The sequence below is a fragment of the Afifella marina DSM 2698 genome, assembly GCF_900102695.1.
Classification (GTDB): domain Bacteria; phylum Pseudomonadota; class Alphaproteobacteria; order Rhizobiales; family Afifellaceae; genus Afifella; species Afifella marina.
Genome location: NZ_FMVW01000004.1, coordinates 154,881 through 180,671, shown reverse-complemented (window position 1 = coordinate 180,671; position 25,791 = coordinate 154,881). Strand labels below are relative to the sequence as shown.

26 protein-coding genes and 1 tRNA gene are annotated in these 25,791 nt (G+C 61.1%); 22 read left to right on the top strand and 5 right to left on the bottom strand.

The genetic code is table 11. The annotated features are described in order from the left end of the window. Positions 1-68: 68 nt before the first annotated feature. A complete protein-coding gene (gene hemB, locus BLP76_RS10600; RefSeq protein WP_092812427.1) occupies positions 69-1,100 on the bottom strand; it encodes a porphobilinogen synthase in 1,032 nt (343 codons plus the stop codon). Positions 1,101-1,183: 83 nt separating this feature from the next. Then, positions 1,184-1,327, bottom strand: a complete 144-nt coding sequence (locus BLP76_RS18790) for a hypothetical protein (RefSeq protein WP_170130437.1) — start codon at positions 1,325-1,327, stop codon at positions 1,184-1,186. 56 nt (positions 1,328-1,383) lie between these two features. Between BLP76_RS18790 and BLP76_RS10590 the strand changes: the two genes are divergently transcribed. The 15 genes from BLP76_RS10590 (at position 1,384) to BLP76_RS10520 (ending at position 17,659) form a co-directional block, all read left to right on the top strand. Further along, positions 1,384-2,457 carry an enoyl-CoA hydratase/isomerase family protein gene (locus BLP76_RS10590; RefSeq protein ID WP_092812423.1) on the top strand — a complete coding sequence of 358 codons (1,074 nt, stop codon included), beginning with the start codon at positions 1,384-1,386 and terminating at the stop codon, positions 2,455-2,457. Continuing rightward, positions 2,454-2,861 carry a DUF6163 family protein gene (locus BLP76_RS10585; protein ID WP_092812421.1) on the top strand — a complete coding sequence of 136 codons (408 nt, stop codon included), beginning with the start codon at positions 2,454-2,456 and terminating at the stop codon, positions 2,859-2,861. The genes BLP76_RS10590 and BLP76_RS10585 overlap by 4 nt, the downstream gene beginning before the upstream one ends. 237 nt (positions 2,862-3,098) lie before the next feature. Further along, positions 3,099-3,614: a transcriptional regulator LdtR gene (gene ldtR / locus BLP76_RS10580; protein ID WP_092812419.1), complete on the top strand. Its 516-nt coding sequence runs from the start codon at positions 3,099-3,101 to the stop codon at positions 3,612-3,614. A 384-nt stretch (positions 3,615-3,998) separates the two neighbouring features. After that, positions 3,999-5,105 carry a L,D-transpeptidase family protein gene (locus BLP76_RS10575; protein WP_244514542.1) on the top strand — a complete coding sequence of 369 codons (1,107 nt, stop codon included), beginning with the start codon at positions 3,999-4,001 and terminating at the stop codon, positions 5,103-5,105. Positions 5,106-5,276: 171 nt separating this feature from the next. Continuing rightward, complete coding sequence (locus BLP76_RS10570; RefSeq protein ID WP_092812415.1) at positions 5,277-6,188, top strand: DMT family transporter; 912 nt, start codon at positions 5,277-5,279, stop codon at positions 6,186-6,188. A gap of 143 nt (positions 6,189-6,331) precedes the next feature. Next, entirely contained in the window at positions 6,332-8,521 is a 2,190-nt protein-coding gene (locus tag BLP76_RS10565) for an esterase-like activity of phytase family protein (RefSeq protein ID WP_092812413.1), read from the top strand. Between the two features lie 177 nt (positions 8,522-8,698). Beyond that, entirely contained in the window at positions 8,699-10,006 is a 1,308-nt protein-coding gene (glyA, locus tag BLP76_RS10560; protein ID WP_092812411.1) for a serine hydroxymethyltransferase, read from the top strand. A gap of 10 nt (positions 10,007-10,016) precedes the next feature. Then, positions 10,017-10,541: a transcriptional regulator NrdR gene (gene nrdR, locus BLP76_RS10555; RefSeq protein ID WP_092812409.1), complete on the top strand. Its 525-nt coding sequence runs from the start codon at positions 10,017-10,019 to the stop codon at positions 10,539-10,541. Further along, on the top strand, positions 10,534-11,637 hold the full coding sequence (ribD, locus tag BLP76_RS10550) for a bifunctional diaminohydroxyphosphoribosylaminopyrimidine deaminase/5-amino-6-(5-phosphoribosylamino)uracil reductase RibD (RefSeq protein WP_092812407.1): 1,104 nt from the start codon (positions 10,534-10,536) through the stop codon (positions 11,635-11,637). The genes nrdR and ribD overlap by 8 nt, the downstream gene beginning before the upstream one ends. Further along, the gene (locus tag BLP76_RS10545; protein ID WP_092812405.1) at positions 11,637-12,236 is read left to right on the top strand and encodes a riboflavin synthase; all 600 of its coding nucleotides are present in this window, start codon (positions 11,637-11,639) and stop codon (positions 12,234-12,236) included. The genes ribD and BLP76_RS10545 overlap by 1 nt, the downstream gene beginning before the upstream one ends. Before the next feature lie 18 nt (positions 12,237-12,254). Next, complete coding sequence (gene ribH / locus BLP76_RS10540) at positions 12,255-12,701, top strand: 6,7-dimethyl-8-ribityllumazine synthase (protein ID WP_092812403.1); 447 nt, start codon at positions 12,255-12,257, stop codon at positions 12,699-12,701. Further along, positions 12,694-13,191, top strand: a complete 498-nt coding sequence (gene nusB, locus BLP76_RS10535) for a transcription antitermination factor NusB (RefSeq protein WP_092812401.1) — start codon at positions 12,694-12,696, stop codon at positions 13,189-13,191. Before ribH ends, nusB begins: the two co-directional genes overlap by 8 nt. A 6-nt stretch (positions 13,192-13,197) precedes the next feature. Further along, positions 13,198-14,169, top strand: coding sequence for a thiamine-phosphate kinase (thiL, locus tag BLP76_RS10530; protein WP_092812399.1), 972 nt, complete (start codon positions 13,198-13,200; stop codon positions 14,167-14,169). Continuing rightward, positions 14,169-15,392, top strand: coding sequence for an MFS transporter (locus BLP76_RS10525; protein WP_092812397.1), 1,224 nt, complete (start codon positions 14,169-14,171; stop codon positions 15,390-15,392). The genes thiL and BLP76_RS10525 overlap by 1 nt, the downstream gene beginning before the upstream one ends. A 152-nt stretch (positions 15,393-15,544) precedes the next feature. Beyond that, positions 15,545-17,659: a sodium-translocating pyrophosphatase gene (locus BLP76_RS10520; RefSeq protein ID WP_092812395.1), complete on the top strand. Its 2,115-nt coding sequence runs from the start codon at positions 15,545-15,547 to the stop codon at positions 17,657-17,659. Between the two features lie 334 nt (positions 17,660-17,993). On the opposite strand, the gene BLP76_RS10515 is transcribed toward BLP76_RS10520, so the two are convergent. Next, complete coding sequence (locus BLP76_RS10515) at positions 17,994-18,767, bottom strand: hypothetical protein (protein WP_092812393.1); 774 nt, start codon at positions 18,765-18,767, stop codon at positions 17,994-17,996. Positions 18,768-19,229: 462 nt separating this feature from the next. Next, on the bottom strand, positions 19,230-19,670 hold the full coding sequence (locus BLP76_RS10510) for an outer membrane protein assembly factor BamE (protein ID WP_092812391.1): 441 nt from the start codon (positions 19,668-19,670) through the stop codon (positions 19,230-19,232). 110 nt (positions 19,671-19,780) lie between these two features. Here BLP76_RS10510 and BLP76_RS10505 point away from each other — a divergent pair, with 110 nt between their 5' ends. From BLP76_RS10505 to BLP76_RS10480, 6 genes are all read left to right on the top strand, one after another. Further along, positions 19,781-20,329 (top strand): ubiquinol-cytochrome C chaperone family protein, encoded by a 549-nt coding sequence (locus BLP76_RS10505; RefSeq protein WP_092812389.1) that lies wholly within the window; start codon positions 19,781-19,783, stop codon positions 20,327-20,329. Position 20,330: 1 nt separating this feature from the next. After that, positions 20,331-20,888: a YceD family protein gene (locus BLP76_RS10500; protein WP_170130439.1), complete on the top strand. Its 558-nt coding sequence runs from the start codon at positions 20,331-20,333 to the stop codon at positions 20,886-20,888. Between the two features lie 91 nt (positions 20,889-20,979). Beyond that, positions 20,980-22,053, top strand: coding sequence for a phosphate acyltransferase PlsX (plsX, locus tag BLP76_RS10495; protein WP_092812385.1), 1,074 nt, complete (start codon positions 20,980-20,982; stop codon positions 22,051-22,053). Continuing rightward, a complete protein-coding gene (locus tag BLP76_RS10490; protein WP_092812383.1) occupies positions 22,050-23,021 on the top strand; it encodes a beta-ketoacyl-ACP synthase III in 972 nt (323 codons plus the stop codon). The genes plsX and BLP76_RS10490 overlap by 4 nt, the downstream gene beginning before the upstream one ends. A gap of 84 nt (positions 23,022-23,105) precedes the next feature. Next, positions 23,106-23,522 (top strand): integration host factor subunit alpha, encoded by a 417-nt coding sequence (locus BLP76_RS10485; protein WP_092812381.1) that lies wholly within the window; start codon positions 23,106-23,108, stop codon positions 23,520-23,522. Beyond that, positions 23,519-24,049, top strand: coding sequence for a MerR family transcriptional regulator (locus tag BLP76_RS10480; RefSeq protein ID WP_171904390.1), 531 nt, complete (start codon positions 23,519-23,521; stop codon positions 24,047-24,049). The genes BLP76_RS10485 and BLP76_RS10480 overlap by 4 nt, the downstream gene beginning before the upstream one ends. 77 nt (positions 24,050-24,126) lie before the next feature. Here the strand turns inward: BLP76_RS10480 and BLP76_RS10475 are convergent. Further along, positions 24,127-24,203 (bottom strand) — tRNA-Pro (locus BLP76_RS10475). 197 nt (positions 24,204-24,400) lie between these two features. Here BLP76_RS10475 and BLP76_RS10470 point away from each other — a divergent pair. Next, entirely contained in the window at positions 24,401-25,681 is a 1,281-nt protein-coding gene (locus tag BLP76_RS10470) for an O-antigen ligase family protein (RefSeq protein ID WP_170130440.1), read from the top strand. The last annotated feature ends 110 nt before the right edge of the window (positions 25,682-25,791 follow it).

The window sequence follows — 25,791 nt, the reverse complement described above, 5'->3', positions numbered from 1 at the left end:
GCCTCTCCTTCGATCCTGAGGAAGTGGGGAGGCCCATGCTTTGTTTCAAGCTCTGCCAGACGGAGCTTTTAGCGGTTGGCGCGCAGGATCTCCGCGGCGCGGGGGGCGAAATAGGTGAGGATGGAATCGGCACCCGCGCGCTTGAACGCGATCAGCTGCTCCATCATCGCTCGATCGCCGTCCAGCCAGCCATTGGCGGCAGCCGCTTCGATCATCGAATACTCGCCGGACGTGTTGTAGGCGACGGTCGGCATGCCGAACGTGTCTTTCAGGCGCCGGATGATATCGAGATAGGGAAGCCCGGGCTTCACCATGATCATGTCGGCGCCCTCGGCGATGTCGAGTTCGGCCTCGCGCAAAGCCTCGTCCGAATTGGCGGGATCCATCTGGTAGGTCTTCTTGTCGCCCGACAGCATGGTTCCGGAGCCGACGGCATCGCGGAACGGCCCGTAGAAGGCCGATGCGTATTTCGCCGTGTACGCGACGATCTGCACATGGCCGTAGCCGGCAGCGTCCAGCGTCTCGCGGATGGCCCCGACGCGGCCGTCCATCATGTCGGACGGCGCGACGATGTCGCAGCCGGCCTGCGCCTGCACGAGTGCCTGACGCGCCAGCACCGACACGCTTTCGTCGTTGATGATCTCGCCTTCGCGCAGAAGGCCGTCATGACCGTGGCTCGTGTAAGGATCGAGCGCGACGTCGGTCAAAAGGCCGACTTCGGGAACCGCTGCCTTGATCTCTCGGCATGCGCGGCAAATGAGGTTGGACTCGTTGAGCGCCTCGCTGCCTTGATCGTCACGCTTTTCCGGATGCGTATTGGGGAAGAGCGCGAGCACCGGAATGCCGAGATTTCGTGCGCGTTCCGCGGCTTTGACTGCGAGATCGACTGAAAAGCGCTCCACACCCGGCATCGAAGGGACGGCTTCGCATTTGTTCTCGCCTTCGATGACGAAGATCGGCCAGATCAGATCGTCGAGTGTCAGACGGTTTTCGCGAATAAGCCGCCGCGACCAGTCGGTGCGGCGATTGCGGCGCATGCGCCGCCGCCCCGTGATGCGATCAACATCGGGCAGCGCGTCACTGTGAAAGGACAAGTTCATGGAAACCCCCGGTTTCGTCGCGCGGACCATAGACCCGCGCAAAGGCCGCGCCAAGGGAATGGCTCCCTTGCAAAACCGCGGCGTCATTGACGCTCGATCGGGTGCTGCATAAAGCTCCGGCCATGGAATTTGACCTTTGCGGCGATCGGCTCCCGCTCGTGGCGAGAGCGTGGAGCATTGAGCGCGACAAAATGGCGCTCCTTGCGCAGCTGCTCGCCGAAGCGCATCGCTTTCGCCCCCACGATGAAGAACGGATGCAACAAGAAATGGCTGCGGGACTGAGATGCTGAAAGCCGAAGACGACATCCGGATTGAAAAACGTGGCCGGCTGGGCCTCATCAGCCTCAACCGCGGCCGCGCCTTGAATGCGCTCAACCTTGATATGGTCCAGGCTTTGCTGCGGGCGCTGAGCGCGTGGCGGGACGATGACGAGGTCGCGCATGTGGCGATCCGCTCGCTCGACGAAAAAGCCTTTTCTGCTGGCGGTGATCTCCACCGCCTTTGGGAGGCAGGTTTCTGGGCGAAGGCGGAAGGTGGACCGCTGCCCCTGACGTTCTTTCAGGAGGAATACCGCCTCAACCACCTCATCAAGACTTATCCGAAACCCTACATCGCCTTGCTCGACGGGATCGTCATGGGCGGGGGTTTCGGCATTTCGGTTCATGGAAGCGTGCGTCTTGCCGGCGAACGGATCAGCTTCGCCATGCCTGAAGTCGGCATCGGTTTCTTCCCCGATGTCGGCGCGACGCATTTTCTTCCCCGGCTGCCATCTTCCACCGGGACCTTTCTCGCTCTGACCGGAAGCCGTATTGGTCGCGATGACTGCCTCTGGAGCGGTATCGCCACGCACGCCGTGCCAGGGAACCGTTTCGACGCCGTGATCGATGACCTGGCACGCGAGGACGATCACCGGCCGGTCGTCGAGAGATATGCACAGGCCCCAGAGGAGGTGCGATCTGGCCTGGCAGATGATGCCGAGCTGATCGACGGCGTTTTCTCAGCGTCCTCGATGGCCGAAATTCGGGCTCGTCTTGCCGACCGGCCCGAATGGGAACGTGGTCAGAAGGCGTTGCAGGCGATCGGCCGAATGTCGCCGACAAGCCTGGCGATCGCGCTCTGTCAAATGCGGCTTGGCAGGAAGATGGATTTTGCCGAGGCGATGCGTTTGGAATACCGCATCGTCAATCGCATTCTTGCGGGCGAGGATTTTTACGAAGGGGTGCGCGCACAGCTGATCGACAAGGATCATAGACCGCGCTGGCATCCAGCTGACCTTGCCGATGTGAAAGAGACCGAGATCGACGCCTATTTCGCGCCGCTCGAAGACGAGCTCGCTTTATCGGGAGATCGGGGATGAGTGACGCTGTCGATCTCCTTGACTACGACCCGAACCGCGGTCGCCTGACACGCTACTATCTGCGTGTGGTCGCTTTCCTCCTGCTCTCTGCGGGACTTGTGAGGGCGGCCCAGATCATGGGTGTCGGTTTTGATGCCGGTCATTTCCTGACGTTTGAACGACCGTGGCAGGCTGCCATGATCGTCCTTTGCATCCTCGACCTCCTCGCGGCCGTCGGCCTGTGGATCAATGCCGTGTGGGGGCCGGTGATCTGGGCTGTGGCCGCGATCACCGAGATCGCGATGTACACGCTTTTCCGGGATATCTACGGACAACACCAGGAGAGGATCCTCGCGCATGCGGCTTTGATGGGCCTCTATATCGCCGTTCTCCTGGGCGATCGTCGGCGCCGCCGCGACGAGTGAGGCAGCCGCCGCGCGAGCGCGGAGCAGGGGATGAGACGCGAGAGACGGGGGTGCGGTACCGCCGTCAGAAAGCGCCATCTGTCGGCGTTCAGGAGTAGTTGATGTGCGGCAGCAGAAAATTTACCCTTTTTCGAGCAAGATTTCATTCATGCTGACGCTTAAATCTCCATTTAAATTGGCTCTCTATCCTGCACAAGTAACGGGGAGAAGGCTGAAGAAAAATGACGGAGAGGCGTAATGTTGCTAGCAGAGCGGACAGCGCTCGCCTACGAGAGGGGCGAGTCTGAGCCAGAGGACCTCAAGACACTTTATCTTGATGCTCTGACGTTGGTGGAGCGGCTGCATCGGCGGCTGCTTGATGTCATCAAAGATGAATTTGATCGGATGGGCCGCTCCGACGTGAACAGCGTCCAGGCGCTGCTTCTGTTCAATATCGGGGATGCGGAACTGACAGCCGGTGAGTTGCGGACTCGCGGCTATTATCTTGGTTCCAACGTGTCCTACAATCTGAAGAAGCTCGTCGATGCCGGCTTTATCTATCACGAGCGCTCGCGCGTCGACCGTCGGTCGGTCAGGGTCTCGCTGACAGAGAAGGGCAAGGAGGTGGCCGATGTCGTCGACCGCCTCTATGAGCGCCATATCGGTTCGATCGAAAAGGTCGGGGGCGTTTCAGAGGACGATTTCAAGCGCCTCAACAAGACCTTGCATCGGTTGGAGCGGTTCTGGACTGATCAGATTCTCTATCGTCTCTGACAGATCTATATTGACATCTTTGCAACAGGGCCCGGCATGACCGGGCCCTTTTGTTTTCGATCACGGATTGGCCATAAATCCATGAAAGGTGGGCATTTGTGCGCTTCGAATGATTCACAATGTTGATCGCTGGATGCGATGCATTTGTGGAGTGCGGGTCCTTGATGGTAATCCGTTCTCAAAGGGTGCGTTCGGGGGCGCATTCACCGGCATTTGTCTGACGAGAGGCACACCATTCCTATGACCGCTTTTTCGCTTCTGCGATCCTCCCTTTGCGCCGCGGCGCTTGTGTTTCCGCTGGCCGCACAGGCGCAGAACATGATGCCCGTCAATCAATCGGAATGGAGCGAATCCTTTGATACGGGGCCCCGGACGGCTGCGCCGGTGACTTCTACCGTCCCGATTCTGTCGCCCTACACGGTTCCTGCCATGGATCAGGCCATCGAATGGTATCAGGGCCTGGTCGATGCCGGTGGCTGGAATTCCGTGCCCTCCGAGCCGACGCTCAAAATCGGCATGCGCCATCCCAATGTCGTAGCCCTGCGTCAGCGTCTCATCGCTTCCGGTGATTTGCGGCAGACGACCGGCTCCGACGCCTTCGATTCCTATGTGCAGTCGGCTGTCATGCGTTTTCAGGAGCGCCACGGCATTCCCGCCGATGGCGTCGTCGGTGCCGGCACCTTCAAGGCGCTCAACGTCCCCGCCGAGGTTCGCCTCAATCAATTGCGGGTCAATCGCGAGCGCATCGCCGCGATGAAGGATCCTGCCAGCCGTTATGTGATGGTCAACGTCCCCGGTGCTCAGATCGAGGTGGTCGAGGACGGACATGTCGTCTCCAGGCACACCGCGGTGGTTGGCAAGGTGGACCGGCAGACGCCGCTCTTGTCCAGCAAGATCCATGAGATCAACTTCAACCCGTACTGGACGGTCCCGAACTCCATCATCCGCAAGGATCTGATCCCGAAGATGCAGAAGGATCCGGAGTATCTGACGCGCAACCGCATCCGCATCTTCACCCAAAAGGGCGAGGAGCTGCAGCCGAGCCAGGTGAACTGGCATTCGGACGAAGCGATCAATTACATGTTCAAGCAGGACCCGGGCGATCAGAACTCGCTCGGATCGGTGCGCATGAACTTCTACAATCCTTATTCGGTCTTCCTGCACGACACGCCGTCGAAAGGCCTCTTCGGCTCCGACTATCGCTTTGAATCCTCAGGCTGCGTGCGTGTGATGAATGTGCGCGAGCTCGTCGCCTGGATTTTGCGCGACAACGGTTACACGCGTGCCACGGTCGATCAGACGATCCGCTCCGGCGAGCGTCTCGATGTGGAAGTGACCAACCCGCCGGCTCTCTACACGGTCTATTTCACGGCCTGGACAACCGGTGACGGCGTCGTTCACTTCCGCGACGACATCTACAATTTCGATGCTCCGGGCGAAGTGGCTCTCAATCAGCCGTCAGAACTGATCGGCTCGCCGCTGCCGCAATAAGCTTCGGCTCTATCGAATTTCCGGCCCCGCGAGCACGCCTCGCGGGGTTTTTTTGTGCGCCGAGATGTGGCGGCTCCCATGTGAGGCGCCGGTACGCTGGCCCCGGCGTGGGCCTGCGTTGACCTGCCGCAACGCTTCCCCTTACGTATTCCCGAACCATCCAGGGACGTGATGACGGTACGAACCTCGCGGAGGCAGATTGCTTCCGCCGACAATCTAGCCGCAGCTGCGGCCGTCATCTTGATGACGGACCTCGCATTGTCGCTGGGCGATGCGCTCATCAAGCTGACGAGCGGTACGATCGCCGTCTGGCAGCTCTTCCTTCTCCGCTCGCTGATGGCTCTGCCACTGCTCGTTCCAGCCGTCCTGGCAAGCTCGAGTGCGACGCTTCGGCCCCGCGCCTTGGCCTGGACGACGCTGCGCAGTCTGATGCTGGTCTTTATGTGGCTCGCCTATTACGCGGCGCTTCCGCATCTGCAGCTCTCTGTCGCCGCAGTCTCCTATTATACGCTGCCCGTCTTCATCACCTTGTTTTCCGCTCTGTTCGTTGGCGAACGTGTCGGGCCGGTCGGCTGGGTGGCGGTGGCGTTGGGCCTTACCGGCGTGCTCTTGATCCTGAGGCCGGATGCGGCGGCGTTCAACGCCTACGCCTTGCTGCCGCTTCTCTCGGCGGTCCTCTACGCACTGGCGATGATTCTGACGCGCACGAAATGCCGCGAGGAACATCCTCTGACATTGTCCCTCGCACTCAATCTCGCATTCGTCGTGGCCGGTCTCCTTGGCGTCGGCATTTTTGGAGACGGGAACGGAGAGGGAGGCTACCTCACGACCGGCTGGTTGCCGCTTGGTGCTGCCGAGATCGGCACGCTCGTCGTCCTCTCTGCTGCGATGATCATCGGCAGTCTGGGTGCCGCTTTCTCCTATCAGCGCGCGCCATCGAACGTTGTTGGCACTCTCGACTTTTCCTATGTCGGTTTCGCCGCCGTGTGGGGTCTTCTCCTGTTCCAGGAGATTCCGTCGCTCATCACCCTATGCGGCATGGCGCTCATCGTCGGGGCCGGCATTCTCGCTCTTCGACGCTGATTGATCACCCGTGAATGGCGCGTCAGGCTCGGCGAGGTCCCGAGGCTCCATGCAGCGTTTCTGTCATCGAAGCGTGATCTGCCGATCATAAGAGGTTTGAAGCCAAAACGGCTCGACACCCATCCTGCTTGAACGGAGATCCGATGCGCTTCTTTCTCTCCACCAGCGCGCTCGCCCTTGCCGCAGCCTGGAGCTTGCCGGCGGCGGCTCAGCAGCCCGAAGCCTTCAACCGGATCGCAACCTTCCCCGTTGCCGCCAACATGCCGATCGATCGCGATGCCGCTTCGCCCACCGTGGCGGAGATCATAGCCGCGACCGAGGATGGCGAGACGCTGGTCTACACGGATGCGGCCCAGGAGGCCGTCGGCATCATCGATATCACCGACGCGCATGCGCCGAAGCCCGAAGGCTTCGTGGCGCTTGCGGGCGAGCCGACTTCGGTTGCTGTGACGTCCGGCAAGGCGCTCGTAGCCGTCGTCACGTCGGAAAGCTATGCGGAGCCTTCCGGCGAGCTCGCATCGGTCGATATTGCCGCGAAATCCGTGGTGGCGACCTGCGCGCTTCCGGGTCAGCCTGATTCCGTAGCGCTGACGGCGGACGCCACGAAGATCGCGGTGGTCATCGAAAACGAGCGCGATGAAGATCTGAACGACGGAGCGATCCCGCAGGCGCCCACCGGTCTTCTCGTGACCTTCCCGGTCGACAAGGGGGCAGTCGATTGCTCCGGAATGCAGGAGATCGACCTGACCGGGATCTCAGAGATCGCCCCGGACGATGCCGAACCGGAATTCGTCGACGTGAATGAAGCGGGCGAAGCCGTCGTGACGCTTCAGGAAAACAACGCGATCGCCATCGTCGAAATGGCAACGGGCGAGGTCACAGGCGGCTTTTCGGCGGGCTCAGTCGATATCGATGGAATCGATACCGAAAAGGATGGCCGCATCTCGCCGACGGGCAGCCTGAAGGCCGTCAAGCGCGAGCCCGATGGCGTCCAATGGCTGGATGAAGATCGCTTCGTGACCGCCAACGAAGGCGATTACGAAGGTGGCTCGCGCGGCTTCACGATTTTCGAAAAAGGCGGCAGCGTTCTCTGGGATTCCGGCAATGCGCTCGAGCATCTCGCGATGCGCATCGGACATTGTCCGGAAAAGCGTTCCGCCAAGAAGGGAACCGAACCGGAAGCCATCGAAGTCGCCACTTTCGGCAACGATCGGCTGATTTTTGTCGGTACGGAGAGGTCTTCGTTCGTTGCCGTCTATCGTGACACCGGTGCAGCACCGCAGTTTCTCCAAGTGCTGCCGTCAGGCATCGGCCCGGAAGGGCTTCTCGCCATTCCCGCACGCAAGCTCCTTGTGACCGCCAATGAGGAAGACCTGGTGGAGGATGGCGGCGCCCGTGCCACGGTCATGATCTATGAGCAGGGTGGGGAAGCTGCCTCGTATCCGATGATCGAAGCGGCTGAAGATGTGGGCGGATGGGGAGCGCTCTCCGGTCTTACGGCGGATCTGAGCGTCGCCGGGAAACTCCATGGCGTCTCCGACAGCTTCTACAAAGAAGCCAAGATCTTCACGATCGATGCCACCGCGACCCCGGCGAGGATTACGTCTGCAATCACCGTCACCAAGGATGGGAAGCCCGTTGAGGATCTCGATCTGGAGGGCATCGCGGCCCGCCGCGACGGAGGCTTCTGGCTTGCCTCCGAAGGAAATCCGGAAAAAGGGAAATCCAACAGGCTCCTCCGTATTTCCGCTGAGGGCGAAGTCGAGGACGACCTTGTGCTTCCCGAGGAGGTCGCCTCAAAGGCGTCGCGTTTCGGTCTGGAAGGTGTCACGGCCATCGGCAACGGCGATGACGAGACGGTCTGGCTCGCTGTCCAGCGCCCGTGGGGTGATGACGGGGACGGTCTCGTCAAGCTCCTGTCCTACAAGCCTGCGAGCGACACGTGGGGCGTCGTGCGCTATCCGCTCGAAAAGGCCGAAAATGGTTGGGTCGGATTGTCGGAAGTCACTGCGGCGGGAGAGGGGCGCCTTCTTGTAATCGAGCGCGACAATCAGATCGGTGAAGCTGCCAGGATCAAGCGTCTCTATGCGGTGTCGCTCGACGGGGTGACGCCGGCCGCCCCTGGCGACGATGCGCCGATCGTCGAAAAGACGCTGGTGCGTGATCTTCTGGGCGATCTCAAATCGACCCACGGCTATGTCGTTGACAAGGTCGAAGGCTTCGCAGTCGACAAGGACGGCGCCGCTTACATCGTGACGGACAATGATGGGGTCGACGATTCCAACGGCGAGACGCTCTTCCTGCGCTTTGAGGGGGCTGATCTCGCCGACTGACGGTGTGAACCGCTTTTTGGACGGCCCTGTACATTCCGCTACGTGGCCGTCCTCGCGGGCAGACACTCCGGGTCTCCGTGCTTTCCGTCCCCGGGCGATTGTGTTATCGCCGCCAATGCCGGCCTGCCGCGCATTCGTGGCGTATAACGGCCGATGCCAGCCAACGGATTTTCGCCCATGCAAGATGTCGCCAGGCCTGTGAGCGCCACGCCCTCTGATTTCTTTTCTGCCTCTCTGCGCGATGCCGATCCGGATATCGCCGCAGCCGTGAAGGCCGAGCTCGGTCGCCAGCAACACGAGATCGAGCTGATTGCGTCAGAAAACATCGTCTCGCGCGCCGTCCTGGAAGCGCAGGGCTCGGTTCTGACGAACAAATACGCTGAAGGTTATCCGGGCCGCCGCTATTACGGCGGCTGCCAGCATGTCGACGTGGTCGAAAACCTGGCGATCGAGCGCGTTACGAAGCTCTTCGGATGCAATTTCGCCAACGTGCAGCCGAATTCCGGCAGCCAGGCCAATCAGGCGGTTCTTCTCGCGCTCGCGAGCCCGGGCGATACCGTTATGGGCCTCAGCCTCGATGCGGGAGGTCACCTGACCCACGGCGCCAAGCCGAACCTTTCCGGCAAATGGTTCAACGCCGTGCAGTACGGCGTCCGCAAGCAGGATGGGCGGATCGACGAGGACGTCGTGGCCGAACTTGCGCAGGAGCATCAGCCGAAGATCATCATCGCTGGCGGCTCGGCTTATAGCCGCGAGATCGACTTCAAGAAGTTCCGCGAGATCGCCGACAAGGTCGGCGCGTATTTCATGGTCGACATGGCCCACTTCGCTGGCCTCGTCGCGGGCGGTGCCCATCCGAGCCCGTTCCCGCACGCGCATGTCGTGACATCGACGACGCATAAGACGCTGCGCGGTCCTCGAGGCGGTCTCGTTCTGACCAACGACGAGACGATCGCCAAGAAAATCAACTCGGCCGTTTTCCCGGGACTGCAGGGTGGGCCGCTCATGCATGTGATCGCCGCAAAGGCTGTCGCTTTCGGCGAGGCGCTGCATCCGCAGTTCAAGGAATATGCGAAGAACGTCGTTGAGAACGCTAAAATACTTGCAGAAACGCTTCAGCGCGGCGGCTGCGACATCGTCTCCGGCGGCACCGATACGCACCTTCTTCTGGTCGATCTGCGCCCCAAAGGCCTGACCGGAAAAGTGGTCGAGACGGCACTCGGCCGTGCCAATATCACCTGCAACAAGAACGGCGTTCCCTTTGATCCCGAGAAGCCGACGGTCACCTCCGGCATTCGCCTGGGCACGCCGGCAGCGACCTCACGGGGCTTCGGTACGGCGGAATTCAAGCAGGTGGGCGAGCTGATCGTGGAAGTGCTCGACGGGCTTGCCGCCAATGGCGAAGACGGCAACGAGGCTGTCGAAGCCTCGGTGCGTGAGCGCGTCGCGGCTCTCACCGATCGCTTCCCGATTTACAACGACTGAGCGAGGCGTCATGCGCTGTCCCTATTGCGGGGCCGACAATTCGCAGGTGAAGGATTCCCGGCCGACAGAGGACGGGAATGCGATCCGCCGGCGGCGTATCTGCGGCGATTGCGGCGGCCGTTTTACGACCTTCGAGCGCGTGCAATTGCGCGAGCTCACCGTCGTGAAAAAATCCGGTCGTCGCGTACCCTTCGATCGCGACAAGCTGATGCGTTCGGTTCAGGTCGCGGTGAGGAAACGCGACGTCGACCCGGATCGCGTCGAACGCATGGTGTCGGGGATCGTCCGACAGCTCGAATCGCGCGGTGAATCGGAAATTCCTTCAAGCGACATCGGCATCCTCCTCATGGAGGGCCTGCGTCGTCTCGATGACGTGGCCTATGTACGTTTTGCCTCCGTCTATCGCGATTTCCGCGAAGCCAAAGACTTCGAGGAGTTGCTGACGGAAATCAGTGGCGGACGCCACGACGATCTCAATCGCGACATCAAGGAGCGTTTGGAGCTTCCTGAGCGTCCTTTCGACGACGATGTCTGAGGCGCAGCCTCGGGATCTCGACAGCCGCTTTCTTGCCTCAGCCATCAGGCTCGGTCGGTTGTCGCTCGGAGAGGCAGCGCCAAACCCAGCCGTGGGCGCCATTGTTGTGAAGGATGGCGCCGTCGTCGGGCGAGGGCGCACCGCGATCGGCGGGCGCCCGCATGCCGAGACGGCGGCACTTCTCGAAGCCGGCGACAAAGCGCGGGGAGGGACATTGTACGTCTCTCTGGAGCCCTGTGCCCATCATGGCCGTACGCCCCCTTGCGCGGACGCGATCGTTGCAGCCGGCATTGGCCGCGTGGTGATGCCGATCCGCGACCCCGATCCGAGGGTCGACGGCAAAGGTGTTGCAAAGCTCCGTGCTGCCGGCGTCGAGGTGCGGGAAGGTCTCCTGGCTGAGCCCGCCAGGGATGCCCATCAAGGATATCTGACGCGCACCACAAAGGGCCGGCCTTATGTTCTTCTCAAGCTCGCTCTCTCAGCGGACGAAGGTATCGGCCTCACGGGGCACGGACAGATTGCCATCACCGGACCGCTCGCCCGACGCCACGTGCAGGTATTGCGGAGCCGGGTCGATGCCATTCTCGTCGGCGCTGGAACCTTGCGGGCGGACGATCCGCTTCTGACATGCCGGCTGCCGGGCCTATTGGCGCGTTCGCCGATTCGATCGGTCTTGAGTCGGTCGGGCGTTTTGCCCGAGCATGCCAAGATGTTTGTCGCAGGCCCTGACACCTGGGTCTTGAGCCCGAAATCTCCATCTCTTGTCATGCAAGAGCTGATCGATGCGCGAGACGGAGCTCTGCGCTGGCTTCAACTCCGGGCCGAAAGCGATGTGCCCGCAGAAGCGCTCGCTCAGCTCGGGGCGTGCGGCGTCAACACGTTGCTTCTCGAAGGCGGGGCGCAAACGGCCTCGGCCTTCCTTAAGGCGGGCCTCGTCGATGAGCTCCTGCTTTTCCGCAGCCCCATTCTATTGGGTGAGGAACGCATTGCCGCTTTTCCCGACAGCTCAGTTTCCGATATGATCACCCCGTTTCGGGCCGTTGAGCAGCGGCATTTCGGACCCGATGATTTCACCCGCTACAAGCGAGCAGCCTAATGTTCACAGGCATCATCACCGATGTCGGCGAAGTCCTGACCACGTCCGACCTTGCGGCCGGGCGTCGCTTCGAAATCGCCACCGCCTATGATCCTGAAACGATTGCGATCGGTGCGTCGATCGCCTGCGCCGGCACCTGTCTGACGGTGATTGAGCTCGGCACGACCCAAGGCGGCGGGTGGTTTGCCGTCGAGGCCTCGACCGAGACTTTGGAGCGCACCGCCCTTGGCAGCTGGCAGACGGGAACACGGATCAATCTTGAACGCGCGTTGCGCGCCTCCGACGAACTCGGCGGCCACATCGTGACCGGACATATCGATGGGGTGGCCGAGATCATCGGGCGGGCGGACGAGGGCGACATGGCGAAGTTCACCTTCGCCGTTCCCGACGATCTCGCCCGTTTCATCGCCGAAAAAGGCTCCGTTGCTCTTGATGGCACGTCGCTCACCGTCAACACGGTGGAAGGCGCAACGTTTACCATCATGCTCATTCCTCACACGCTCCAGGTCACCACTTGGGGCGAAAAGAAAGTCGGCGATCACGTCAACCTTGAGATCGATCTCATGGCGCGCTACCTCGCGCGTCTTCAAAGCGCATAAGGCTTCGGCAAAACTCAGATGAGTCATTTCCTTTTGATTGAGGCGCGGTTCTACCGCGACCTCTCAGACGAACTCGCTCGCGGCGCGATCGCGGAGCTGGAACGTCGTGGCGCTACGTACGATCGTATCGCCGTCCCGGGCGTCCTCGAAATCCCGGGCGCCCTTTCTATGGCCTTGATTGCGGCCGAAGAGGGAAACATAAGCTCTTATGACGGTTTCGTTCTCCTCGGCTGTGTGATCCGCGGAGAGACGTCGCACTACGATATCGTGGCCGTGGAATCGGCGCGCGCCGTGATGGATCTGGTGTCTGCCTATGGTCTTGCGCTCGGAAACGGCGTCTTGACGGTCGAAAACGGCGATCAGGCATGGGCCCGGGCCGGCGTTGAGGGAAAAAACAAGGGTGCGGCTGCGGCCGCGGCGGCCTGTGAAATGGCCGAGTTGCGCGAAAGGTGGGGCCTTGCCTGAGAGTGAGCCAGCCATAGCGGCCCGAGGGGCCAACCAACGCGGCGCTGCACGACTGGCTGCCGTACAGGCCCTCTATCAGATGGATGTGGGGCGGGTGAGCCTGCCCCGTGTCGTCGCGGAGTTCGAAGCCTTCCGCCTTGGCCAGGAGATGGAAGGCGAGACGCTGCGCAGCGCCGATGCCGCATTTTTCCGTCTGCTCGTGGCAGGCGTCGTCGAGGAGCAGGAGGTCATCGATCCCCTCATTCACGCGACGTTGCCGCCTTCCTGGCCTTTGGCACGCCTCGATGTGACGCTTCGCTCGCTGTTGCGCTGCGGCGTCTATGAGCTGAAGTCGCGTCGCGACGTTCCGGCCCGCGTCGTCATCAGCGAATATCTCGACGTGGCCCATGCCTTCTTCGAAAAGGAAGAGCCGGGGCTTGTGAACGCGGTGCTCGACAAGGTGGCGCGGGATGTCAGGCCGGACGAATTCGGCAAAGCGGGTGCCGGCTAAATCTTCATGGATGAGCTGGAACTGATTGACCGCTTTTTCCGACCACTCGCCGGAGAAGGTGCGCTTGGGCTTCTAGATGACGCGGGATTCGTGAGCCCGTCTTCAGACCGGGATCTTGTCGTTACCAAAGATATGATCGCGGAGGGAGTGCATTTCCTTCCGGGTGATCCTCCAGAAACCGTGGCGCGCAAAGCATTGCGGGTCAATCTCTCGGATCTTGCGGCCAAAGGGGCAAAGCCCCTCGGCTATCTTCTCGCCCTTGCCCAGACCCCCGGTTGCGACGAGGCCTGGCTGAGGGCGTTTTGCGACGGTCTTGCCAGCGATCAAGAACGGTATCGCATCTCGCTGATCGGGGGCGACACGATCGCATCCCCGGATCGCGTGACGGTCTCGATTACGGCGATCGGCACGCTGCCGAAAGGCCGAATGGTGCATCGCTCCGGCGCGAAAGCTGGCGACATTCTGTATCTCTCCGGGACGATCGGCGGATCCGGCGCCGGTCTGGCGATTCTTCAAAACCGTGCGGATGCAGATCTACTTGCAGACGACAGGGCGCAACTCGTTCTGCGTTACCGCGAGCCACAGCCACGCACAGATCTGGCCGAGGCCGTCTGTCGCCACGCCAGCGCCGCGCTCGACATTTCTGACGGACTGGCCGGCGACGCGGACAAGCTCGCTTCCGCAAGCGGCATCCGTGCCGTGATTGAGGCACAGAACGTTCCGCTCGACCCGGCTTTAAGCCAGCTCTTCGGCCACGGCTTCTCCTTGGAGGAGGCGCTGACCGGCGGGGATGATTACGAGATCCTGGCAGCGATCCCGCCAGGCGAGGAGGGGGGCTTCAAGGAGGCTGCGGCGCGCGCCGACATTCCCGTGACGGCCATTGGCTGTGTCGAGGCGGGTGGCGATCGCGCCGTGATTTTGAAAGACGGGCAGGAAATGGCGTTTTCCCATAGGTCTTTCGTGCACGGCAGCCATTGATGGACAATTCCCCCGACGCCGCCTTTCACCCGCAAGTGGACAACCGGGTCGCCCGGCGCAATGTGGTGGTCCTCGCCACGGCTCAGGCCATTGCGGGCGCCGGAGCGCCGATCAACTTTTCCATATCTTCGCTTGCGGCTCACATGCTCTTGGGGCCGGACAAGTCCTGGGCGACTTTGCCGCTCAGCGCCTTCGTCGTCGGCACCGCGATCGGCACCATGCCGGCCGCGCTGCTGCAGCGGCGAATCGGGCGTCGTTTCGGGCTCATCTGCGGAATGCTGATCGGCGCGATGGGCGCACTCATGGAAGCGGTGGCCGTCACGGTCTTCTCGTTTCCAATCCTGTGCCTCGGCGTCTTCATGATGGGATTTACCGCCGCCTTCGTGCAGCAGTTTCGTTTCGCTGCCGCTGATACGGCCAGTCCATCCTTCCGGCCGAAGGCGATGTCGTACGTGCTGATCGGCGGCGTGATGGCGGCCATTATCGGACCTCAAACCGTCATCCACACCCGCACGGCTTTCCCGATCGAATTTGTCGGTGCTTATGTCGGCGCTGCCGGACTGATGGTGCTTGCGGCAATTGTTCTTGCGTTCTTGCATGCTCCGGCCGTGACGGCCGTCCACACCCATGCAGGACGACCGTTGCGGAAGATTGCTGCGCAGCCACGCTTCATCGTGGCCGTCGCCTGCGCCGTGACGGCCTATGCCCTCATGAATTTGATGATGACGGCCGCGCCGCTGGCGATGGTCGGCTGCGGCTTTCCGACCGATGCGGCGGTTCTCGGCATCCAGTGGCATGTCATCGCAATGTTCGCTCCAAGCTTCTTTACAGGGTCATTGATCCTGCGCTTTGGAGCAGAGCGCGTGGTTGCGGCGGGACTTGTGCTTCTCATCCTGTGCGGCTTCATCGCCTTTCAAGGCATAGATCTCATCAATTTCTGGGGCGCTCTCGTTGTTTTGGGCGTTGGCTGGAATTTTGGGTTTCTCGGCGCGACAGCACTTGTTGCAAGCACTTATGAGCCGGTCGAGAAGGAGAAGGTGCAAGGCCTCAACGACCTGCTTGTCTTTGCGACGGTGGCGCTGGCCTCGTTTTCTTCCGGTCAAATCCTGTCTATCGGCGGCTGGTCTGCAGTGGCGCTGACCGTGATACCGATCGCCGTCGTCGCTCTTCTTGGGCTTGCATTGCTTCTTTTGCGGCGTGGTCGCCAGGAGGCGTCCCGCTAAACCAAGCGGGTAGCGCGATTTTGCAGCCCTTGACGGGGCTTGTTCTTTCGTCAATACCCCGCCGCGATACAGGAAGCCGCCCCCGGCTCTGTCGGAGGGTTCGGCCTCCATTCCCGGTCGGCAATCCGCCGGCCATCTTCCGGGGGAAATCAATGATTTTGCTTTATTTCGTCATAGCATGCGGTGTCTTGGCCATCGTCTATGCCATCTGGGCGATCCAGTCCGTGATGGCGGCCGATGCGGGCAATGCGCGCATGCAGGAGATCGCGGGCGCGATCCGTGAGGGTGCGCTCGCATACCTCACACGCCAGTACACGACCATCGCCATCGTCGGTGTCGTCGTGTTCATCCTGGCGTGGTGGCTTCTTTCCGCAGAGGCTGCGATCGGCTTCCTGATCGGTGCGGTGCTCTCTGGAGCTGCCGGCTTCATCGGCATGCTCGTATCTGTGCGTGCGAACGTACGGACGGCGCAGGCCGCGTCGATCTCGCTCGGTGGCGGTCTTGAGATCGCCTTCAAGTCGGGTGCCATCACGGGTCTTCTCGTGGCCGGTCTCGCGCTTCTCGGCGTCTCAGGCTACTTCACCATCCTGACTCAGTTCATCGGCTATGGCCCGACTGAACGCGTCGTGATCGATGCTCTCGTGGCCCTCGGCTTCGGCGCTTCGCTCATCTCCATCTTCGCCCGTCTCGGCGGCGGCATCTTCACCAAAGGCGCAGACGTCGGTGGCGATCTCGTTGGTAAGGTCGAGGCCGGCATTCCGGAAGACGATCCCCGCAACCCGGCCACGATTGCCGACAATGTCGGTGACAATGTCGGCGACTGCGCGGGCATGGCGGCCGACCTTTTCGAGACTTACGCGGTGACGATCGTCGCCACGATGGTTCTGGCCTCGATCTTCTTCACGGGCGAGCAGGCGACGACCCTGATGCTCTTCCCGCTGTTGATTGGCGCGACCTGCGTCATCACTTCGATCGCCGGCACCTTCTTCGTGAAGCTCGGCGCCAACAATTCCATCATGGGCGCGCTCTACAAGGGCTTCATCGCCACCGCCGGTCTCTCAGCGGTCGCTCTGGCGCTGATCGTGCTCTTCTTCACCGGCTGGGGCACGCAGTTCACGAGCCCCGTCGGTCCGTCCTTCTCGGGCGGCAGCCTGTTCTTCTGCGGCATCGTCGGTCTCGCCGTGACGGGCCTGATCATCTGGATCACCGAGTACTACACCGGCACCAACTATCGCCCGGTGCGCTCGGTCGCTGACGCCTCCGTCACCGGACATGGTACCAACGTCATTCAGGGCCTCGCGATCTCGATGGAATCGACGGCGCTTCCGGCGATCGTCATCATCGCGGGCATTCTGGCCTCCTATGGTCTTGCTGGCCTCTTCGGCATCGCCATTGCCGTGACGACGATGCTGGCGCTTGCCGGTATGGTCGTTGCCCTGGACGCTTTCGGCCCCGTCACAGACAATGCCGGTGGTATTGCCGAGATGGCGGATCTGCCGGCCGAGGTGCGCAACACGACCGACGCCCTCGATGCCGTCGGCAACACCACGAAGGCGGTCACCAAGGGCTACGCGATCGGCTCTGCCGGTCTTGGCGCTCTGGTGCTCTTCGCGGCCTACACCTCGGACCTCCACTTCTTTGCCGAAGAGGCGGCGCCGGGCACCTTCTTTGACGGTGTCAGCGTCGACTTCTCGCTGTCGAACCCATACGTCGTCGTCGGCCTGCTCTTCGGCGGTCTGCTGCCTTATCTCTTCGGCGGCATCGCGATGACGGCAGTCGGTCGCGCGGGCGGCGCGGTCGTGGAGGAAGTCCGTCGGCAGTTCCGTGAGAAGCCCGGCATCATGCAGGGGACCGAACGTCCGGATTATAAGCGCGCGGTCGACATGCTGACCAAGGCTGCGATCCGCGAAATGATCGTGCCGTCTCTGCTGCCCGTCCTGTCGCCGATCGTCTGCTTCTTCGTGATCTACCTGATCGGGGGCAAGTCGAATGGCTTTGCGTCTCTCGGCGCCATGCTTCTGGGCGTGATCGTGACCGGCCTTTTCGTCGCCCTCTCCATGACGGCCGGCGGCGGTGCCTGGGACAACGCCAAGAAGTACATCGAGGATGGACATCACGGCGGCAAGGGCTCCGATGCCCACAAGGCTGCGGTGACCGGCGATACGGTGGGTGATCCTTACAAGGACACGGCCGGACCGGCGGTGAACCCGATGATCAAGATCACCAACATCGTCGCGCTTCTGCTTCTGGCCGTCCTGGCCCACTAAGCAGATTGCTCGAAACAAAAACGAGGCCCCGCGGTACGCCGCGGGGCCTTTTTTGTGTCTGCAGCCCAGCGCTTGGTCGTGGTCAGACGAGGCCACACTATCCCCGTATCCCCACCTAGAAGCAGGCTTTCAGGGCGGGATCGTCGTTGTAGATCGCCATTGCACTTGCGGCTGGTCGCCCCTTGGCCCGGCACGCCTGTCGCGCTTGACGCATCAATGCGCATCATCATCCGCAGAGCCAGCACGTTTTGGCCACCACTCCGGGCACGGCGTGAGGGGCATCAGGTTGCGCGGGCCAGGTCGCCCCGAAGGATTTTGCGCGATCCGCGCCGGCTCATTTGAAGCACAACGCCGCGTCTTCTTTTTCAGGCGTCGTCGAATCGTCGAGCCAATCATCCACCGACGTTTTGTCGAGGCTTGCGAGCTCGTTGGCATAAGCGTGGATGAGGTCGGAGAGCACGGCATATTCGGTCCGATGCACCATGTATTCCTGCTCATTGACCTCCGATTTCCCGTCCTCTTCGTGGCGCATGTAGAGCGTCGTATAATAAATAAAGACGCGCGGTCGTGAGAGGTTGGAGAAATCGATCGTCGACTGCGAAAACAGATTGCGCCATTGCTCCGACTTGCTTTCACCGAACACTGATTTCGCCATGTCGGTGATATCCTCTTTGAGCTTCTCCTGGTCTCCGGCGCTGACCGAATCGTAAAGGCTGACGACTTGATCGATCAGCTTGTTGTAGTCCTTCGAATAGAAGGTCTGTTTGACGTAATCATGCTTCTCAAGATGAAAGAAAGGCGTGTCGTCGACCTCGGTGATATAATCATTGTATCGCTCATAGAGATCCTCTGGCGGACTGCTGGCCGGGTGAAAGTTTGAGCGCTTCTGCGCATGGTTCATGATGCTCGATATCGCGGTCGGGAGATTTTGTGGCTCGGAGTAGATCTCAGTGCCATTGGCCTGGGGATCGGAATTGTCATCCCCAAGAGTTGAGCCGCGTGCGGTCGCGGCCGCGGCATCATCACTGAGCCTGGTTGCCGTCCGGGATAGGCGAGGAACGACATGGATCCATTCGGCGACGATTTGCGGGATCGTTACGGTGGCCATAGTGTTAACCTCCATCGCAGGGAATGACGGTGTTTGCGTTGTATTGATATATTAAGGAAGCACCGAAATGTGAGTGTACATACGATGAAGATAAGTCCTCACGGATCGGATCCGAGAAGAAAATAGAGCATAAAATAGATAGAGGAAGGGTATATTGTGATCAATCCCGTAATACATATAGAATCAAGCAAATGTGATAGTATTATATACTAAAAATGGAAATAATTATAAGAAATATTGACGTTCTGCTGAATGCGGGAGGGACGCCATCGCCGGGGCGAAGAACGCGAGATGTCGTGGGCATGAGCCGAATTCGGCCAGCGGCCCATTGGCTCAGACACTAAAAAAGGCGGCCAGATAGGGGCCGCCTTTTGTTGATCCTGCGTGATGCAACGCTCGACCAAAGCTCTTCACGCAGGAGCTTTGGTCGGCTGAAGCTAGCCGATGAGCGGCATCGTGTGTCTAGAACGCCACCCGTCCAGCAGCCGACAGAAGCTGAGACACGAACGAGAAGTCCTTGCCGGCGGTCGGTGTGGTGCGAGAGACGAAGTCGAAGACCTTGCCGTCCTTCAAACCGTAATTCGCGACGCGCGTGACCGTCTGGTCCTTGTCGAAATAGACAGCGAGAACGCGCTGGTCGACGATATGCGGGTTCAAGAAGGCGACAGGTCGCGAAGCCGTCTGCGAGATGTAATAGAACACCTCGCCTCCGAAGTCGGCCGTCGTGGAGGGGGTGCCGAGCACGATAAGCACCTGGTCGCGGCTAGATCCTTCCGGAATCTGTTCCAGGGCGAGCTCGTTGGCGATATAGCCGCGGTGCTGGGTTTGCCCGATGCAGCCCCCCAGGGCGCCGGCTGCGGCGACCGAAACGAGAAGGGCGAGAACGTGAGATTTTTTGGTCATTGGCGGTCCCGTTGAACTCCGCTTGCTAGCGGGGTGAATGCGGCATTGCAATGGCCTTCGCGGGGCTCTGCCGCATTGTCTTGAAGGCTTAGAAGGGCATAGATCGCACGATGGGTTGGTTTAAAAGCCGCAAACGGCAGGAGCGCGAGCGCGCAGCGGTACTTTATGGCGCGACGGCTGCAGCTTCGCGTCATCCGCAACTCTATGAAGAATTTGGTGTCGATGACACGGTCGACGGTCGCTTTGAGATGCTCTCGCTGCATCTTTTCGCAGTTGTCCATCGTCTCACTTTCGGGCCGGATCCAGAGCCTGAGCTTGCTCGGCTGACCACCGAAGCCTTTGTCGTCGACATGGATGCCACGTACCGAGACATCGGTGTCAGCGATCGACGTATCCCAAAGCGGATGAAAACGCTTTTTTCCTCCTATGGCGGCAGGCTCGGGGCTTATGGCTCAGCGTTGTCTGCAGAGGGTGATGCGCTTGAAGGTGCGATTGCACGCAATATCTTTGTTGGAGAAAGTGATTCGGGTGCGTCCCGGCGCCTGGCGCGATATCTGCGTGCGCTGCTTGCCTGGCTGGACGATGTTCCCAGTGCAACCCTGAAAGATGGGCGCATCGTATTCCCGGACCCCATCAGCCTCGTTGCGGAGAACAGTTAAAATGAACACCGCGTCTTTCGCCAAGCCGCTGCGCCTGGTCGAGATACCCGCCTCGGGACGCAAACTGCATTTGGAGGCGTCCCCCGCCGAGCGCGAAAAGATCGCCGCTCAGCTTGGTATCCCCTCTGTGGAAGATCTCTCTGCCGAGGTCGGCGTGACGCCGATGGCGGGCGATCATTACCGGGTTGAGGCGCACATTTCCGGCCGTGTGACGCGGCGTTGCGTCGTGACTTTGACGCCCCTAGAGGAAGAGGTGTCGGAAGATGTGCACCTTGTCCTGCGGCCGCCCAAGCCCGGCGAATCCCGAGATGGCGGCGGCGAGGCGAACGGTGATCGCTCCAGCGATCCTTTCGACGTGGAAGTCGACGGGGCCGAGGACACGGAACCCTATTTCGGAGACAGGGTCGACCTCGGCGCCTTGCTCGTCGAATATGTGGCGCTTGGTCTCGACCCCTATCCGAGGGTTGCAGGAGCGGAATTTAAGGAACATGTGGAGGATGATACGGCGGAGGCGTCGCCATTTGCCGTATTGGAGCGTCTGAAGCAGCAAAGTAACTGACGCACCTTACCAGCCTTTTTCTCCAAACGGCTTGTCATGACCGGGCGAGTGGGTATTGTCCCGCGGCCGGCGACCCGACCAGAAGAAAGCGATGCCGTCACCTCTCACCATCTCTCTTGACGCCATGGGCGGCGATGCCGGTCCCGAAATGGTGATCCCGGGCGCAGCCGTGGCGTTAAAGCGTCGGCCGGATCTGCGTTTCATTCTTTATGGGCAATCAGAAGCGGTTGAGCCCTTGCTCGCCCGCTATCCCGATCTCGTCGCCGCCTCGCGCTTCGTGCATTGCGAGATTTCCGTGCGCATGGACGACAAGCCGAGCCAGGCGCTTCGTCTCGGCCGCTGGAAGTCGTCGATGTGGCGGTGCGTGCAGGCCGTGCGGGACGGGGAGGCGGACGTTGCCGTCTCTGCCGGAAACACCGGCGCCCTCATGGCGATGTCGAAATTCTGTCTGCGCACGCTTCCCGATATCGATCGGCCGGCGATCGCGGCGATGTGGCCGACATTGCGCGGCGAGAGCGTCGTCCTCGACGTCGGCGCCACGATCGGCTCGGATGCGAAGATGCTCGTCCATTTCGCCGTCATGGGTGCGGCCATGGCCCGGGCTCTCTTCGGGCTGGAGCGGCCGACGGTCGGCCTTCTCAACATCGGTGCAGAAGAGGTGAAAGGTGTCGAGGAGGTGCGCGAGGCAGGCCATATTCTGCGTGCCATCGACCATCCCAATTTTGAATATTATGGCTTCGTCGAGGGCGACGATCTCGGCAAAGGGACGGTCGACGTCGTCGTCACCGAAGGCTTTTCGGGCAATATCGCATTGAAGACCGCCGAGGGGACCGCACGACAGCTCGCTGAATATCTTCGTTCGGCGATGACGCGGACGCTGTCTGCTAAGATCGGCTATTTCTTCGCGCGCTCAGCCTTCGCACGGCTGCGCGAAAAGATGGATCCGCGCAAAGTCAACGGTGGCCTTTTCCTCGGCCTCAATGGCCTCGTCGTGAAAAGCCATGGCGGTACGGATTCCGAAGGCTTTGCCGCCGCCATCGAGCTCGGCCGCGACATGGTCCTCGGAAGCCTCACCAGCAAGATCGCCAACGATTTGGAATACACCCTCGGATCGATGCGCAAGCAGTTCGCCGAGCAAACGGCCGCGCAGGCACAGACCGCATGAAACGCTCCTTGATCGCCGGCATTGGCAGCGCCCTGCCGGAGAAAGTCCTTACCAACCGCGATCTCGAAAGCATCGTCGACACCTCGGACGAATGGATCGTACAGCGCACCGGCATTTCAGAGCGCCATATCGCCGCCGAAGGCGAAACGACCTCAGATCTTGCGCTGGCCGCCGCTGAGAAAGCACTCGCGGATGCGGGCCTGACCTCTTCCGACATCGATCTCATTGTTCTGGCGACCGCCACCCCGGATCAGACATTCCCGGCGACCGCCTGCACGGTGCAGGATCGGCTCGGCATGCATCACGGATACGCGTTTGATGTGCAGGCCGTATGCTCGGGCTTTTTGTTCGCGCTCACCACGGCCGATGCGCATTTGAAGGCCGGATCGGCAAAACGTGCACTCGTCATCGGAGCCGAAACATTTTCGCGCATTCTCGATTGGAGCGACCGCGGCACCTGCGTCTTGTTCGGTGACGGGGCCGGTGCGGTGGTGCTGGAAGCCCATGACGCGGACGAGGAGACGTCGCCCCGGGGCCTTCTCACCGCGCATTTGCGTTCAGACGGGCATTTTCGCGACAAACTGTTCGTCGACGGGGGCCCGAGCTCGACGAGAACCGTCGGCCATTTGCGTATGGAAGGCCGCGAGGTTTTCAAGCACGCGGTCGCGACCATCACAGATGTCATCACCGACGCATTCGAGGCGACAGGCGAATCGGCGGAAACAATCGACTGGTTCGTTCCCCATCAGGCCAACAGACGCATCATCGATGCCAGCGCCAAGCGACTCGGCATCGCCGAGGAGAAGGTCGTGGTGACGGTGCAGCACCATGGCAACACCTCCGCAGCCTCAATCCCGCTGGCGCTTGATGTCGCAGTGCGCGACGGACGCATCAAAAAGGGCGACCTTGTGCTGCTTGAGGCGATGGGCGGCGGCTTCACTTGGGGCTCAGCTCTGATACGCTGGTAGCTGGTGACACGCATCGGGGGGTGCGTGTTGACCTCATTTCGACAGGCGAATACGTTGCTTAGGGACGTGCAGGAGGCGTGTTGCGTGGAGGCAAATGAACTTCGCCCAGAAGGGCGCACCGTCACGCGAGCCGATCTCGCAGAGGCGGTTTATCGGGAGCTTGGCCTTTCCAGAACGGAATCGGCTGCCATGGTGGAAATGGTGCTCGCGGAGATTTCAGACACGATCGTATCGGGGGAAACGGTCAAGCTTTCCTCGTTCGGTTCATTCGTCGTGCGCAGCAAGGGGCAGCGCGTCGGCCGCAACCCGAAAACGGGCAAGGAAGTGCCGATTCCGCCGCGCCGCGTGACTGTCTTCAAGCCAAGCAACATCATGAAGCAGCGCATCAACGAGTGCCTCGCCCCGGAAGAAGAGACGGGGGGAGCTGCAATCAGCACCGGTGCCGACGCCGGCAATGCCCGGCGTCTCAAGGCCGCTGAAGCAGACGTCGCGACGACGTGAGCGTGAAATCACCGGACGCGTTCAGGACGATCAGTGAAGTTGCGGAGGACCTCGATCTTCCGCAACACGTCCTGCGTTTCTGGGAAACGCGCTTCACTCAGATCAAGCCGCTGAAGCGCGGCGGCGGAAGGCGTTACTATCGCCCTGAGGACGTCGATCTTCTCAAGGGAATTCGCCTTCTTCTTTACGGCGAAGGCTTCACCATCAAGGGCGTGCAGCGTCTTCTCAAAGAGAAGGGCGTGCGCTTCGTCATCGCCGTTGGGCAAAGCGGCAATGTGGAGACGGTGGCGCCGGTCGAGGCCGATTTCGACGCCGAGCGGCCGAGCGATGAGGCCCCGGCGAGGGTCGAGCCGATGCGCGAAGAAGCCGGCGACGAGGACGACGAATTGCAGCCGTCCTTGCTGCGAGAAGAGGCAGAAGAGCCCGTCTCTCGCCGCGTCGACCACCATGGCCGCGAACGTCTTCAAGCCGTGCTCAGCGATCTGCTTGAGGCGCGCCGGATCCTGCAGGACGCAGCCGCCGGCTGACGGGACATCCCGGCCGGGCATCGTTCGCACGGCATGCCGCGCTGGCGGCGTAATCTCATTTCAAAATCAGTGGGGAATGGTCGGAGCGGCGGGATTCGAACCCACGACCTCTTGCGCCCCATGCAAGTGCGCTACCAGGCTGCGCTACGCTCCGACGCGCGCGAACTATAGAGAGCACATAGGCCCGACGCAATGCTCATAAGGCGCAGTTTTCGGGGATTCTTTCGCCCTCCTACAGCGCCTCGATGTGGGCCGAGGACGAGACACGATATGCTACGAAATCAGCAAATCTTAAGGCTTTCCCGCCTAACTCGTTCACATAGAACGTCTCCCCGCGAGAACCGGGCTTTCATGCAGCCAGACGCCTATCGTCCACGTCTTTATCCGACCTCCGTAAGGAACTTCGTTTTCTTTCTGGCGGTGCTGGCGATGAACTATACGCTGTCGCGGCCGTCGCCCGTCGACCTTCTATTCATGCTCTCGCTCGCATTGTCGATTATGGTGCTGCAGAAGGTCCGGCTGACTTTCTTCATTTTCTTTGCGCTGTTGCTCTTGTGGACGCTTTCGTTCTGGTACGCCTCGTTCCCGTTCTTCGGCGATCCTGATGTCCGCCAGGAGGCCTTCAAGAAAACCTTCGTCGTGGTTCTCGGCATAACGGCCTGCTACGTTTCCATGGATTGGGGGCCGCGGCAGTTGCATACGTTCATGCGGGTCTACGTCGTCTCCTGCGTGACCGCGGCGATTCTCGGGATCGTGGGCTTTGCGCTCGGCATCGAGGCGCTGCTTTGGGACGGCCGCTCGAAAGGCTTCATCGACGACCCGAACATGTATGCGTCGTTTCTGGTGCCGGGTGTGGTGATGGCGATCTACCTGGTCCAGCAACGACTGTGGCCGAGGGCCGCGCTTTTCCCAATCATCGGGATCCTCTGCCTCGGCGTATTGCTGTCATTCTCAAGAGCGGCGACCGTGTCGCTCATCCTGTGCTGCTCCGGCTATATGGTCTTCATCTATCGACAGCATCTCCTGAGGCTTTTGGCCTACGCTGCTGCCATGGCGGTCTTCGGCGGCATTATTCTCGGCACCACGATCGTCGTCTCGCCGACCTTCACGAAGAAATTCGAGCAGCGCGCCACCTTGGAGGAATCTTACGATGCAGGGCGCGAAGGCCGCTACGGCCGCTATGCACGTTCGATCCCGATGATCCTCAGCAATCCGGTCGGCATCGGGATCAATCAGCAGAACCTGATTTTTCTGGAGCCTATCCATAACATCTGGCTGAGCTCTTTCATGAATTACGGCTGGCTCGCAGGCTTTTCGTGGCTCGCCCTGATCTTCCTGTCGGTCCTTTTTGGCCTGGGGAATTACCGCATGACGGCGCATCCGGCAGCCGTCGCCGTTCTTGTGGCCTTCATGGCGCCGCTCATGTGCGCATCGCTGCATGAAGGCGAGCACTGGCGCCATCTCTGGCTTCTTCTCGGCATCCTCTGGGGCTTCAATCCCGCGCGCTTTCACGAGGAGGCCGGGGCGAAGAGGAATGCCGTCAGCTCGCGTAGCGTCGTGGAATCAATGAAGCAGGCAATCGCCAGCAACAGACGGCCCGCCCATAACGAGGGCCGCACCGTCTCTTCATAGAGAAGCCGAAGCCCGAAAGGGTGCGCGTGCCGGGCGGCGCTCTCGCTTGGAGCAGGCGAGAGACACGTGAGGCTCGGAATGCCTTGCTCCATTCTCTCGCGATCGGCCCC